16 protein-coding genes are annotated in these 12014 nt (G+C 67.5%); 6 read left to right on the top strand and 10 right to left on the bottom strand.

Annotated elements, in window-relative coordinates:
- Window positions 1–11: 11 nt before the first annotated feature.
- The 10 genes from ACYQ1L_RS08375 to ACYQ1L_RS08330 all read right to left on the bottom strand — a co-directional run bounded on the left by ACYQ1L_RS08375 (window position 12) and on the right by ACYQ1L_RS08330 (window position 7161).
- The gene (locus ACYQ1L_RS08375) at window positions 12–1082 is read right to left on the bottom strand and encodes a hypothetical protein (RefSeq protein ID WP_460003736.1); all 1071 of its coding nucleotides are present in this window, start codon (window positions 1080–1082) and stop codon (window positions 12–14) included.
- The gene (locus ACYQ1L_RS08370) at window positions 1079–1648 is read right to left on the bottom strand and encodes a hypothetical protein (RefSeq protein ID WP_460003735.1); all 570 of its coding nucleotides are present in this window, start codon (window positions 1646–1648) and stop codon (window positions 1079–1081) included. The genes ACYQ1L_RS08375 and ACYQ1L_RS08370 overlap by 4 nt, the downstream gene beginning before the upstream one ends.
- Before the next feature lie 107 nt (window positions 1649–1755).
- Window positions 1756–1941: a helix-turn-helix domain-containing protein gene (locus ACYQ1L_RS08365; RefSeq protein WP_128216385.1), complete on the bottom strand. Its 186-nt coding sequence runs from the start codon at window positions 1939–1941 to the stop codon at window positions 1756–1758.
- 233 nt (window positions 1942–2174) lie between these two features.
- Window positions 2175–2699, bottom strand: a complete 525-nt coding sequence (locus ACYQ1L_RS08360) for a hypothetical protein (RefSeq protein ID WP_460003734.1) — start codon at window positions 2697–2699, stop codon at window positions 2175–2177.
- Window positions 2700–2702: 3 nt separating this feature from the next.
- Complete coding sequence (locus tag ACYQ1L_RS08355; RefSeq protein WP_460003733.1) at window positions 2703–3338, bottom strand: hypothetical protein; 636 nt, start codon at window positions 3336–3338, stop codon at window positions 2703–2705.
- 166 nt (window positions 3339–3504) lie between these two features.
- Window positions 3505–3942 (bottom strand): GIY-YIG nuclease family protein, encoded by a 438-nt coding sequence (locus tag ACYQ1L_RS08350; protein WP_366937546.1) that lies wholly within the window; start codon window positions 3940–3942, stop codon window positions 3505–3507.
- A 112-nt stretch (window positions 3943–4054) separates the two neighbouring features.
- Window positions 4055–5191 carry an alpha/beta hydrolase gene (locus ACYQ1L_RS08345; RefSeq protein ID WP_460005782.1) on the bottom strand — a complete coding sequence of 379 codons (1137 nt, stop codon included), beginning with the start codon at window positions 5189–5191 and terminating at the stop codon, window positions 4055–4057.
- On the bottom strand, window positions 5191–6210 hold the full coding sequence (locus ACYQ1L_RS08340) for a DUF6545 domain-containing protein (RefSeq protein ID WP_460003732.1): 1020 nt from the start codon (window positions 6208–6210) through the stop codon (window positions 5191–5193). Before ACYQ1L_RS08340 ends, ACYQ1L_RS08345 begins: the two co-directional genes overlap by 1 nt.
- Window positions 6207–6671, bottom strand: a complete 465-nt coding sequence (locus ACYQ1L_RS08335) for a hypothetical protein (protein WP_125131942.1) — start codon at window positions 6669–6671, stop codon at window positions 6207–6209. The genes ACYQ1L_RS08340 and ACYQ1L_RS08335 overlap by 4 nt, the downstream gene beginning before the upstream one ends.
- A 58-nt stretch (window positions 6672–6729) precedes the next feature.
- A complete protein-coding gene (locus ACYQ1L_RS08330) occupies window positions 6730–7161 on the bottom strand; it encodes a hypothetical protein (protein ID WP_460003731.1) in 432 nt (143 codons plus the stop codon).
- A 337-nt stretch (window positions 7162–7498) separates the two neighbouring features.
- Here ACYQ1L_RS08330 and ACYQ1L_RS08325 point away from each other — a divergent pair, with 337 nt between their 5' ends.
- The 6 genes from ACYQ1L_RS08325 to ACYQ1L_RS08300 are packed head-to-tail and all read left to right on the top strand — an operon-like array spanning window position 7499 to window position 12006.
- Complete coding sequence (locus tag ACYQ1L_RS08325) at window positions 7499–8428, top strand: bifunctional DNA primase/polymerase (RefSeq protein WP_460003730.1); 930 nt, start codon at window positions 7499–7501, stop codon at window positions 8426–8428.
- A 38-nt stretch (window positions 8429–8466) separates the two neighbouring features.
- Window positions 8467–9066, top strand: coding sequence for a DUF2637 domain-containing protein (locus tag ACYQ1L_RS08320; protein WP_460005781.1), 600 nt, complete (start codon window positions 8467–8469; stop codon window positions 9064–9066).
- Window positions 9063–9503, top strand: coding sequence for a hypothetical protein (locus ACYQ1L_RS08315; protein WP_460003729.1), 441 nt, complete (start codon window positions 9063–9065; stop codon window positions 9501–9503). The genes ACYQ1L_RS08320 and ACYQ1L_RS08315 overlap by 4 nt, the downstream gene beginning before the upstream one ends.
- A 7-nt stretch (window positions 9504–9510) precedes the next feature.
- Window positions 9511–10341, top strand: coding sequence for a hypothetical protein (locus ACYQ1L_RS08310; protein ID WP_460003728.1), 831 nt, complete (start codon window positions 9511–9513; stop codon window positions 10339–10341).
- Between the two features lie 4 nt (window positions 10342–10345).
- Window positions 10346–11335 carry a ParB N-terminal domain-containing protein gene (locus ACYQ1L_RS08305; RefSeq protein ID WP_460003727.1) on the top strand — a complete coding sequence of 330 codons (990 nt, stop codon included), beginning with the start codon at window positions 10346–10348 and terminating at the stop codon, window positions 11333–11335.
- Window positions 11335–12006 carry a hypothetical protein gene (locus ACYQ1L_RS08300; RefSeq protein ID WP_460003726.1) on the top strand — a complete coding sequence of 224 codons (672 nt, stop codon included), beginning with the start codon at window positions 11335–11337 and terminating at the stop codon, window positions 12004–12006. Before ACYQ1L_RS08305 ends, ACYQ1L_RS08300 begins: the two co-directional genes overlap by 1 nt.
- Window positions 12007–12014: the final 8 nt, after the last annotated feature.

Here is a 12014-nt window from a genome sequence, read left to right as displayed (position 1 = left end):
TCTCTCCGCGCTCATCCGAGGTGCCCCGGAAACCACTCGGCTGGCGTCACCGTCGCCACCCGCTCCACGCCGTCTACGTCCCCGACGACCAGGACATCGCCATAGGTCGTCACGCGAAGCGTCGCGCGGTCGGCAAGACCTCCGGCGAACGGCTGCTTGCGACGTTCGCCCGAGTCGAGGTCGGCGATCTCGTCGCCCTCGACGGCGTAGAAGTGCGGGGTGAAGAACCCGCGGGCGATGTCGCTCTCCGGGTCGGGGCCGAGGTAGCCGAGCAGGCGCGGGGTCGCGCCGATGAACCCGCCCACGGCCCCGTCGGTGTCGATCCACAGCTCGCGGCCGCGCGGCTCGACGGCAGTCCAGGCACGCACCTTGTCGGCGAAGTCGCCGGTGACCCTGGAGTGCACGGATTCCATCGTGTCGGGGTGCACGACATCCCCCGCGCGGGTCATGTGGTAACGCAACTCCGGGAGCGGGCCGACCCAGGTGCCACCGATACTCGGGCGCGGCAAGTCCTCTGGCGTGTCCAGTGGCACAGTCTCGGCAACGACAGGAGCCGTTGCATCCGAGCTCGGCGCTGCGCCCGCCGGATAGCGTCCGGTGCGCAGCTCGTCCAGCCGCTCGATCAGAGAGTCGATGCGTCCCGCGATATGCATGCCGCTGGACTGCACGAATCCGCGCACGACCTTTGCCGCCTCGACGAGCTGGGCGGTCGTCGGATCGTCGCCGAAGTGGAACCAAGTGTTCCTGGTGGCAAGGATCTTCTTCGCCGCAGCCTGCTTCTGGAACTGCCCGCCGAAAACGCTCAGATACGGGGAGTCCTGCTCGTGGATGTAGTCGCGGAGGATCACACCGGGGTCCTGCGGCTCGAAGCGATGGTTGGGTCGCCAGTTCTTCGGGTCCGAGTCCTTCAGCTCGCTGATCCGGGCGGCGAACCACTGCGATCCCAACGACTCCCGCAGCGTGAAGTGGCTCGTGACGTAGAGATCCCAGCCGAACGCGCGCATGAGCGTGAAGTAGCCCTTGATGAGTTCGCCAGGCGTCTCGTCCTCGGGCAGCGCGATAGAGACGTCGACGCCGCTCATGCGTTCGGGCCTTCCACTGATTCCTTGCCGTAGCCGGTCATGATCGGCACGACGCGCGTGAGCGCGTAGACGGCGAACAACGCCGACGGGTCGGCGAGCGGCACCTCGATGGCCGGCTCGGTCTTGAAGCGGGTTGCACTCGGCAGCAGCACGCCATACGCTCCCGTGCGCGTCGCGCCGAGCGCGGCAAGCAACGCCTGCGCGTCGCCGCCAGCCCATTCGCTGATCTGCGACCACTCGACCGCCGCCCCCGTGGCTCGCCCGGTCCTCCCGTAGCGCAACGCCCGAATCCGTGCGACCAGCTTGTCCCCCACGAGCTTCGGCGAGATCGCTCCGGCGTCCTCCAGCCGCTCGTAGTCCGACGGGCCTGCGAGAAGCTCCGCGAAGCCGAGCGAGGTCTCGTCACTGTCATCCCAGCGGACAAGCGAGACCTGTGCGCGAAGACCGTCTTCGGCCTTGAGGTTGGCGAGCGCGGCGTGGGCGGGTCGCTCCTGCCTGTCACCATGCCACTGGCTCGGCGGAACGACCGTGATCGCGTGCTGACCATCGAGCACCTCGACACTCACCGGCCCGATCCTGAAGCTGCTCATCCGCGCTCTCCTCCCCTCATCTGCTCCGCTGCTCGGTCTCACGCGCGAAAGTCCTCCAGGCTAGGCCCGACCTCCGACATCGTTCACTCGGCCTCCGATGAGGCTCCCCCCGAACGCACCCACTCATCGACTTCGCTGACCTGGAACTTCCAGAGACGCCCCACCTTGTGAGCGGGCATCCCCTTGTCGGCGATCCAGGCGTACACCGTGTCCTTGGTCACTCCGAGGTGAGATGCAATCTGATCGGCTGAGAGCCAAGGCTCAGACATCAGTTACCTCCCCTTGCGGCACGAGCACACGGTCGATTCCAGCCTAGCCAATGGCCTGCCAATCAGACCGTGTTTGTCAGGGTGCAACCGAAGAACACCCCGTTTCGGGGCACATAAAGGACGTGCTCCTCGCCCTGGAAGATCGTCTCGTCGAGCGGAACCGGCCCATCGACATTGAGCAGCAGGGCTGGCCTTCCGAGCGGCGACCGACCCTGCGACGCTGACCAGCCTCGTCAGCGATGGCGCCCGACCCAAGCCTCGAGCGCCGACGCGACGTTCAGCGCCTCCGCCGCCCGGCCTTGGAGAATCCCGACCCGCATCCTGCCCTCGACCACCTGCAGGCCGCGCTCCTCGTTACCGAGGACCTGACGCGAGAGCAGAATTGGCGGCACGAGCCAAGTTCCGCGGTGCTCCCACGCGTCACGGATCCCCTGGGAGCGCAGCCCAAGGTAGTGCCGATGCAGCCGAGCCACCGATTCAAGGAACTCCGCGTCACTCGCACCGGTTGGGATGTCGACAAGTTGAGCGGCAGGCACCAACTCTCTCGTCCACTCGATCGCGGCCAGGTCGAGGTGTCCGTAGTCTTCGATGAATGCGGCGTTGCCCGCATGATCGAAGAGCCATTGCTCCACGACATCGGCCGGCCAGTGCAGGTCGGCCACCTGGGGCAGCGCGAGGTAGTCACTGAGATTGCCGGGCCGGTCCAACATATTCCGCTCGGGATCAACGAGCGGTAAGTCTCCGAATCGAGTCGCCATGCCTCAGCCCGAAGACTGTCGGTAGACGTTCCACGACGCATGGGCGGCGTTGAGGAGATGAGCTGCTCGCACTGCGAATGCTCCGACGCTCTCTGCGTCCGGGTAGAGGCTGGCCTGACCAGGCTCTCCTGGCTGGGCCAGCTGCTGAACCGCTGACAACGAGCCATGCGCACTCGTGCTCGCGATCCACCACAACAAGGAGTAGTCGAGGTCGTCCGTGTCCGAGATAGTCGATTCGGCTGCAACGAGCACCTTTGCCATCTCGATCCTGCGGGGGGCGTAGAACGATTCTTCGCGACCCGGGAGCGACGCTCGGAACGCAGTAGTCACTCTCTCGAGCTCGCGCGCTGCACCGACGAGCGCGCCCGACCGCTTCTCTCGACCTTCCGCTGTTCGCGCGTGGGCGACAGCGAACTTCTCCCGTCTGATTGCCCAGGTGAGGTCGTCTATGACGACTCGGAACGCTCGATGCATCCGATCGTCACGGTCGGATCCTTGCAGCACCCACCAACCGAGGGCCGCGTTCTCCACGACAACGCGAAGGAGTGAATAGTCGGCGATCATGTGAACCTCGCCTTCTCTCCACAGCACCGCGGCCGCTCGTGCGCCGTCGTAGGCGGACATGAGCTTGCCGCTCACGATCCAGGGCGGCGTCTCCGGCCTCACGGCAGCGTGGTCGTGGTCGTGCTGCGCTGTGCTGCCATGCTCTGCAACCGAGTCGCGCTCGGTGAAGAGTTGCCCTGCTCGAAGCCAAAGCCTCGAGACCGCGGCCAGTGGAGTCCCATCTAGTTCCAAGTCGAGGTCCTCAGATCCGATTGAGCGGCGGGAGCCAAGCCCGCCGGAGGCGGTCCTCCAGGCTCCCAGCGGCCGCGATCGTCTCGCACTCGAACCACGACAGCTCGCATTCACATAGCCAGACTGCGATCGCCGCCGCTTGCGCGGGAGTTACGAGTTGCGGGTCTGGCTTCGCCGTCACTGCGGGCGGGATGCCGAACAACAGCTCGCAGACGTTTCGCCGCAGCGAGGATCCGGAGAGATTCACCCCACGACCCAAGTGGCTCCCCCACAGCCGCGATCGCAGGCTCGTCGCCTTGCCGACGTATTGCACCGAGCGGGTGTGCCGCCAGAGGTATACGCCAGGCTGCTCCGGCACGTCGCTACGGGCAAGCTCGCTCACTGGTCGTGCCGTCCGCCCGAGGAGTGCCCGCCACTCGTCAGTTGGGGGCGGATCGGCGTGAGTCATGCACCGATCTTCGCAGGCTTTCCGATGCTCGACCCTCGGGCCAAGTCGTTGCGGGATCCGTCGCGCTGACGACGGCTGGTCACCTCTCGCTACCGACCCGGGATTCCATTCCTCAAGCCGTGATGTGGCCGGTGAGCCACTCGGTCACCGTGTATTGCCACCGCCCCCGGTCAGAGTTCCATGAGAGCGTGTGTCTTGCTTCGAAGACCTCCAGTGACACAAGGCCAGGCCGAGCATCTCGGAGTCCTTGTGAGAGCCGTATCGGTACGGAGTCGTCGTGGGTGCCGTGAAGGATGAGCGTGGGCGCGGTGAGTTCCTCGGCACGAACCGTCCAGTCGAAGGATCGGAGCGGGATGCGCTCGGGCAGGCCGACCATGTGGGCCAGCGGGCGGAGCGTCAGCCACGGAATCGCGAGGCTGCCCGCGGCTGCGGGGAATCCGCTGCGGGCACAGTTCGCTTTGATGACTTCCGTCCAGTCGAGCACAGGCGAGTCGAGCACGAGACCTGCGATGCTGCGTCGATACGACGGGTGGTGAGCGAGCTGGAGCGCGATGGCCGCACCCATCGACCATCCGAACAGCACGATCTGTCGGGCTCCGTGCCGCATCGCGTACTCGATGGCAGCCGCGGCGTCGTCGGCCTCGGTGAAACCAAGCATTGAGCGCCCGTTGCCGACTCCCGGGCCTTCGCCGTCGGCTCGGTAGCTGACAACGAGCGAGGTGTAGCCGCGCTCGGTCGCTGCGAGCACGCCGCGAAGTGTTCCGGCTCGAACGCTGCCGAGGCCATGTAGGTGGATCGCCCACGTCGATCTGGCACCGTCGCCGTCGATGCGCCAGGCGGGGGCAGCACCCGCGGGGGTGTCGATGGTGATGTCGTGTGCGTGAAGGCCGGCGTCGTGCGGGGTCGGGTAGTAGATGCCGCTCCAGGAGACGTGATCGCCAGCCCTGAGAGTCAGCCCCGATGCCGTGCTCGTCACCCGTCGTGCGATCAGAGTCGGTCCACGGTCGAGCACGTCTTCGGAGAGTTGCGCCCAGCCTCCGTTCTCGAACCAGAGGTTGTACGCGCCTTCGGCTGCGGTCCGGCGAGTTCGGTCGAGCACGATGAGGGGACCGTCGCCGTCGCGCTCAACCTCGCGGACGGTCAGGTCGTATCGCCGCGTGCTGGGGGCTGTCAGCCGCCGCGCGATCACCCAGCCGACACCCAACGCGCCTGCCGCAACGAGTCCGGCACCTAGCGCGACCCGTCGCATCACGAACTGCCCTCCTGGCCGACCCGGCCTCCTGGCGAAGCGGTGGTCCGTGTCGCTCTCGTGTCGAGTCCGAGGAGGTGGCTCTCGGCGCGATTCAGCAGGGCGCGCTCGGCTGCGCTGATGTCGAAGGTGACGCGCGGGTCGATCATCGCGTCGCGGATCTCAACGATCTCTCGGTGTAGACGGCTCTCCAGGTCATCCGCGCTCGCAGCGAGCGGGTCTGCTTGGCTCAGCCCAGGCCGCACGAGGGACGCCCGCTTCCAGAGAGGCTCCAACTGTGTCGCGAGGCCGACGGTGCGCTTCCGGCGCATGTCGTGCTGTGCGCGGCGGACGACAGGCTGCGCGGCGAAGCCCGCGCATAGGAAGAGGAACGCGAGTAGAGAGAGCGGTTCGTAGGCGGGTTGGACGGCGCGCATGAGATCGAGATGTCCTGTGACGTGTGCGACATCCATGATGAGCACGGCCAGGCACAGTGCGCCGCCGAACGCCGATCCCAGGCTCAGCAGAGCCGCGGGGAGACGCTGGATGCCGGAGCTGCGCAGATATTGCCGCGCGGCGAGGATCATCATCGTCGTGATGACGAGGAAGAAGTAGCTGAAGTTGATGATCGAGTACGCCGCTGCTGCGGGTTGCGCGCCGAGGTCGATCATGAACCGAGTCGTGGTTGTGCCTCGGTCGATGAACACGAACGTCGTGGTGATCGCAAGAAGCGATGTGAGGAGCACCGGGACGCCCACGGCGACCCGCACGAGCCTGGGGCGGTACTCGTCGACCTTCATGACGCCTCGACCGAGAAAGAAGATCCCGGTCATCAGCAGCCCGTCTGAAACGAGGGTCGTGACGTTCGTGCCGCCAAGAAGCGGATCGGTGGCGAGGTAGATGGCGTCGACGTTCAGGGTCATCGCGACGGCAATCGTGCAGGAGGCGTAGGTGATACTTCGATCCGCCCGTTTGCGGCGGAAGATGAGCAGGCTCGCCACGAGCGCCCACATGAGCGTCGCGACGAGCGCCTGGATCACCCGAAAATCTCCGAATAGCGAGACTCGGCGAACACCGATCCTCGGATGCCCGCGGCCAGCCGATCTGCGAGCGACTCGGCGGCGATCTCCGTCTCACTGTCAATGTCCTGTCGCTTAAGCAGGCGTCCGCGCGTGTGAGGAGGGATGTTGGGCAGCAAGACGTCCCCGGCTGTGCAATCGTCACCCTCCGTGTGACCGAGGATCATGTGGGCCAACTCGTGAAGGACGAACTGCTGGCGGTGCAGTGCAGAGTCGCTGCGTGCGTGGAGCACGAAGTCCTCGGTGTCGGTGACCAGCCAGAGCGCACAGATGCCGTCGCGGGTGTCGAGGTCGGCGAGTTCGACGACGCGGAGCCTACGATGGCGCCGTTCCTGTATGGCCTGGAGAAGGTGTGCAAGCGTGAATCTGCTGCCGAGCCGCAGATCGGAGACGGCGGCCGTTACGGTCTCTTCGGTGTTCACGTTTACCCCCTCTCGGCCGAGCAACTACTGGCCTCGGCTCCATGGTGCGCGACACCCGTCAGTGCTCGGGTGTTCGCATCATTTCCTCGTCCAGGAACCTGCTGATGGCTTGGAGCGCCTTCGGCGAGATATCGCCGAGTGTGCGAGCAGCGTAGGACTTCACCTTCGCTGCACGCATCGAACGCACGAGGTCGAGTTGGGCGGAGACCTTCTCCGGGGTTGCCACGCCGCTCTCCCCCGCAAGAAAGGCAGCATCAACGTCGAAGAAGTCCGCGAGCCCCTCGAAGATTGCGGTGTCTTGAACGTATCGGTGGCCGTTGACCATGTACGTCCATCGTGATCGAGACAGGCTGATGCCACGTTGTCTCAGATACTCCGCGATCTGCGAGTAGGTCGGTTCGGAGCCGGACTCGGCAACAGCGACATCCATCAGAAGTCGCAGGCGTTTGGCGAGGTCGTCAGCCGCAGACTGACTTTCATCTTCAGTCATCGTCGCTGATCCCCCCTTCCCTTCGGGAGGGCCAAGGCATCCACGTAGCCCAGGCCCAAGGGCAGTTGCGCATGCTCAATCTACCCGTTGAGCATGCACAAATCAACTGTTGCGCATGCTCAACGGGCGGTGTTAGAACGGAATCTCCGTAGCGTTTTGAGCATGCTCAACGCGGCTACCCGGTGAGCGGGAGGAGACGATTCCGTGAGAACAGCGCGACCCCGCAGCCTGCCTGCGTTGCCCACCGGACGGCGACCATCTCTTGGGAACCCCGGCGCACCTGATCGACAAGAGCCCCACGGCTCACGACCAGGCCAGAGGAGGTGCCGAGATGACGATGCCGGAAGCCGCGCGCGGAGAGCGCCAGCCGATGGATGCCGCCGCACTGCTCGCCTCGCTCACCGGGCTGTCGCCGAGCGCCGCAGCGTGTCGCTACGCCGAGGCAGGCATCCCGGTCTTTCCCTGCGTCACAGGAGGCAAGCGCCCGCTGACCAAGCGGGGATTCCACGAGGCGAGCACCGAACCGCGCCAGGTCGCTCGCTGGTGGGCGCGGTGGCCGCGCGCCAACATCGGGATGCCGACGGGCCAGATCTCCGGGCTGGAGGTCGTGGATGTCGACGTGCACGGGGCGATCCGCGGCTTCGCAGCGTTCGAGCTGGCCCGGCGCGAGGGGCTGACGGATCGCTGGGCCGCGTTCATTCGCACGCCCTCGGGCGGAGTCCATGCCTACTACCCGGCCGATCCCGAGCTGGTGCAGCCGTCCTGGCAGGTGGCGCGTGCTGGCATCGACTTCCGAGGATCGGGCGGCTACGTCATCGTGCCGCCCTCGATCATCGCCACCGATGCGGGGCCGAGTGCGTATGCCCTCATCGGCTCCGGGCGAGGCGATGCGGTTCCCATCGATGCCCGCGCGCTGCGGCAGTTCCTCGATCCGCGACCGGCGCGCCCGATGCCCGTCATCCCTGTCGAGCGAACAGACGGCGTTGACGTGGAGCGGATCGCCCGCTGGGTCGGGATGCGCGGCGAGGGCGAGCGCAACCGCGGCCTGTTCTGGGCCTCGTGTCGGCTCATCGAGGCGGGCATCCCGCCCGACCGCGTGCGTGCCGCGCTGGTGCCGGCTGCCGAGCGCGCAGGCTTGCCCGCGCCGGAGATCGAGACGACGATCCGCTCGGCGCACCGCGTAGCGAGGGGCGCACCGGCCGCGCCCGCCGCCAGTTCCATGCCCAACCATGCAGCTCAGCCTTCATCGGGTCAGGTGCTCTCGTGATCCCCGGCAGCACGCAACAGCCGCGCGGGCGGATCGCCGTGTGGACTGCGGTGGCTGGTACCGTATTCATCGCCGCAGCCGCCTTCTGGCTGTCGTTCACGGCGCTCGCCGACCTCGCGCGACGCTCCGGCGTTGATGAGAGCCAGGCGTGGGCGTGGCCGCTCATCGTGGACGGCATCATCGTCGTCGCCACGGTGTCCGTCGTCGCGCTCGCGGGGCAGCGTGCCGCCTGGTATCCGTGGCTGCTGCTCATAGCCGGTGCCGCGGTCTCGGTCGCAGCCAACGCGATCCACGCGGTCGTCGCCGCTGACGCCGACGTTCCTTCTGCGCTCGCAGGATCGGTTGCCGCCGTTCCGCCGCTCGTGCTACTGGCGATCACGCACCTGACGGTGGTGCTCACTCGACAGTTCCGTGCCGAGCCGTCGACGCAGACAGCCGAGTTGGTGCCGAGCGCGGTCGAATACCTGTCGCCGGAAGCGCCTGCGCACCTTGCCCCTAGAGAACTCGCTCTACGGATGAAGGAGGACGGCATGACGAACACCGCCATCGCACGTGCGACCGGGGTGCATCCGTCCACGGTCGGTCGTTGGCTGGCGACGCCCGCGCTCGCCGCCGCATCGGAAGGCGGCGCGCTGTGAACGACGAGACACCGGATGCGGAACGCGTGCGCGAGGCTGCGGAGGCTCGTCGCGTCGCTGAGCAGCGCCGCGACGAGGCATCAGAGGTATCGGCGCTGGCGCGCCACGGCGACCCGTCCCGCCCGGCATCCGCATCGTCGGCGGCCACGTCGTTGGAAGATCGGCTGCGGGCCGATCACGACCGGAGCCAGGTGGTGTGGGTGCGCCCGACCGAGCTGCTCCCGTCCGCCTCGGCCCGCATGATCGGACGCGGCATCGACCTGCGCACCGAGCTGGCACGCCGCGTCGAGGAGCGTCGGCAGACCTCGCCGCAGGCAACTCCGATGACCCGGCCAGGCATCCGGGCACGTGCCCAGGGCATCGCGCCGCTCTCCGCGTTCGGGCAGTCGCCCGCGCACCAGTCCTCTGTCAGCCGCGACCCGCTCCGCGGCCTGTGAGCGCGCCATGTCTGCCCAGGCCGCGCCCACGTCGTTCCGCACTCCGGAGGGACTGCGCGCGCTCCTGGAGCGTCTGCACGACGATGGGAAAGGCGCGTGGCGGCGCGACGTGGATGTCGCGGCGCTCATGGAGTACACGGCGGGTCGGTACGCGAGCCTCGCGCGAAAGCACGGCCTCGACCCGTGGGAAGCGGCGAGCGCCGCGTTCGACGCGATGCGCACCCCGGCCGTGCGCAACGCGGAAGATCCGTGGGCAGTCGTCACCCGTGCTGTGCAGGTCACACTGATCGCCGAGGAACGAGGCAACGGACTGCTGTGCTCGACGCATCAGGCACGCAGGCCGCAATACAGCGGTTTCCACGACCCGGAGCGGTTCAGCGACCGGGAGAACCCGCTCACCGACTACCACGAAGCGTTGCAGGTCGCGCCCGCGGGTGAGGACGAGAACGAATCGGACGACGAGGCATCTGGCGTCGTCCGTGCAGTCGAGGACGCGATCAAGCTACTGACGCTGCTCGACTGGCCGGAGCAGACGGCGCGCGCGGCCATCGAGCACATCTGCACTCGACTCGGCGAAGCGCCGTCGCGGGCGAGCGCAGCGGAGTCGCTTCGGCGAGACCCACACGCTCGGGCCGTGCTCGATCTGTCGTCGACGAGCTGGAACGCGCTGCTCCGTGCGATCCTCGGCAACCCCGATCCCGATCAGGCCCGCACCGCCGTCGGCCGCGGCGTGCTGTACCGCCTTCTTGTCGGCGAACCCCTGCGCGCGCTGCTCACCGATGGCGACCTCGTGCTGCTGCTCGGCCTGAACGCGCCCACTCTGGCGGGGGCGAGGTGAGCGCATGGCGACGAGCACCGGGCACATCGAGCTGGAGCGCACCATCGACTCCATCGTCGTCGGCAGTCGTCATCGCGTGGAGCTGGGCGACATCGACGCACTCGCAGCATCCATCGAACGTGACGGACTGCTCCAGCCCCCGACCGTGACGCCGGAGGGGGTGCTCGTGTGCGGCGCTCGCCGCATTGCCGCGCTGCGCAAGCTCGGCTACAAGAAGGTCAACGTGTTCGTGCGCTCCGGGATCAGCGACCGGCTCCAGAGGCTCATGGCTGAGCAGGCCGACAACGTGCTGCACAAGCCGTTCACGCAGACCGAGGCCGCGGCGCTGTACCGCGAGCTGAAGACGCTCATGGCCGAGGACTCCGCCCGTCGTCAGGCGGCGACGCAGTTCGGTGCGGGCGGGAAAATCGCCGGAACGAGCGGTGGTGCCGTCACGGCACCACCGCTGATCGGTGCCCCTGGCAAGTCCCGTGCGCAGGCCGCGCTCATGGTCACCGGGCGCAAGTCGTACACGAGCCTGGAGCAGATCAACGATCTCCAGCGGATCGCGAACGACCCCCGCCAGCCGGAGGATGTGCGCAGCTTCGCCCGCTCCGAACTCGACGCCATCGACCGGGGCGCGTCGATCACCACGGCGCACGCCCGCACCATCGCCATGCTCGCGATCCCGCAGGATGAGCCCGAGCCGCCCGGCGAGCTGGAGCTGCTCGCTCAAGAGGCGCTGGAGCGCGCGAAGCAAGGACGCAAGCGCGGCCCGGCTCCCGCGCCAGCGACAAGCCCCGTGCCGGTTCGCTACCCGGTGCGGGCGTTCACGCTCACCTGGAACGACCTCGATCAGTGGTGGTCGCACTACGACCCCGCCGAGGTCGGCACCGCACTGAGCGACGAACAGTGGGAGCACGTCGAGGCGATCCTCGACGCCACCGTCCGCTTCTTCGACGCGGCCCGAGCCGCCCGCGCCGCCCGCCAACGTCTCGCCAAGGAGAGTGCCTGATGCCGCAGACTCGCTTCCCCCGTCGCCTCATGATCCTCCTGATCGTCGGTGCCGCCGTGCTCGCCGTCCTCGTCGGAGTCGGGCTCTACGGGCTGTTGCTCGCGCCTCGCTCCGACCCCTCGCCCGGAAACACCGCGGGCGATCCTCCCGGCGCGTCGACCAGCACGCCGTCGCCGACATCGAGCACGCCGCCCGTCGTCCGTGAGTCCGACGACCCCGAGACGTTCGCGCGAGCCCTCGCCATCGCGCTGTTCACATGGGACACCGCGACTGAGTTCGGGCCGACCGACTACGCGCAGGTCATCGTGGATGTGGGCGACCCCTCCGGCAATGAGACCGCCGGGCTCGCCTCTGACGTGCGCACCTATCTCCCGACCGCGGACGCCTGGGCGCAGCTCCGCACGATGCAGACCCGCCAATGGCTCGACATCAACGACGTGTTGGTGCCGGACGAGTGGGCGACGGCGCTGGAGCAGGCAGCCGAGGGACAGATCCTTCCGGGCACCGTCGCCTACACGATCACCGGCATACGACAACGTGAGGGCGTCCACGGCATCGAGCCCGTGACCAGCTCCCACGAGGTCGCGTTCACCGTCTTCATCACCTGCGAGCCGACCTTCGATACCTGCCGCGCGCTTCGCATCTCCGAGCTTGACAACCCCCTGCGTTGATCGGCACC

This window comes from Microbacterium xylanilyticum (assembly GCF_054654695.1).
Note: the sequence above shows the minus strand (reverse complement) of the source record. Positions and strands in the feature narration are given on the sequence as shown.

Bases quoted from the DNA above. Each gene is read 5' to 3' on its own strand.
- ACYQ1L_RS08365 (WP_128216385.1), bottom strand. From the start codon at position 1,941: ATGTCTGAGCCTTGGCTCTCAGCCGATCAGATTGCATCTCACCTCGGA.
- ACYQ1L_RS08310 (WP_460003728.1), top strand. From the start codon at position 9,511: ATGTCTGCCCAGGCCGCGCCCACGTCGTTCCGCACTCCGGAGGGACTG.
- ACYQ1L_RS08360 (WP_460003734.1), bottom strand. From the start codon at position 2,699: ATGGCGACTCGATTCGGAGACTTACCGCTCGTTGATCCCGAGCGGAAT.
- ACYQ1L_RS08300 (WP_460003726.1), top strand. From the start codon at position 11,335: ATGCCGCAGACTCGCTTCCCCCGTCGCCTCATGATCCTCCTGATCGTC.
- ACYQ1L_RS08375 (WP_460003736.1), bottom strand. From the start codon at position 1,082: ATGAGCGGCGTCGACGTCTCTATCGCGCTGCCCGAGGACGAGACGCCT.
- ACYQ1L_RS08305 (WP_460003727.1), top strand. From the start codon at position 10,346: ATGGCGACGAGCACCGGGCACATCGAGCTGGAGCGCACCATCGACTCC.
- ACYQ1L_RS08345 (WP_460005782.1), bottom strand. From the start codon at position 5,191: ATGCGACGGGTCGCGCTAGGTGCCGGACTCGTTGCGGCAGGCGCGTTG.
- ACYQ1L_RS08330 (WP_460003731.1), bottom strand. From the start codon at position 7,161: ATGACTGAAGATGAAAGTCAGTCTGCGGCTGACGACCTCGCCAAACGC.
- ACYQ1L_RS08325 (WP_460003730.1), top strand. From the start codon at position 7,499: ATGCCGGAAGCCGCGCGCGGAGAGCGCCAGCCGATGGATGCCGCCGCA.
- ACYQ1L_RS08350 (WP_366937546.1), bottom strand. From the start codon at position 3,942: ATGACTCACGCCGATCCGCCCCCAACTGACGAGTGGCGGGCACTCCTC.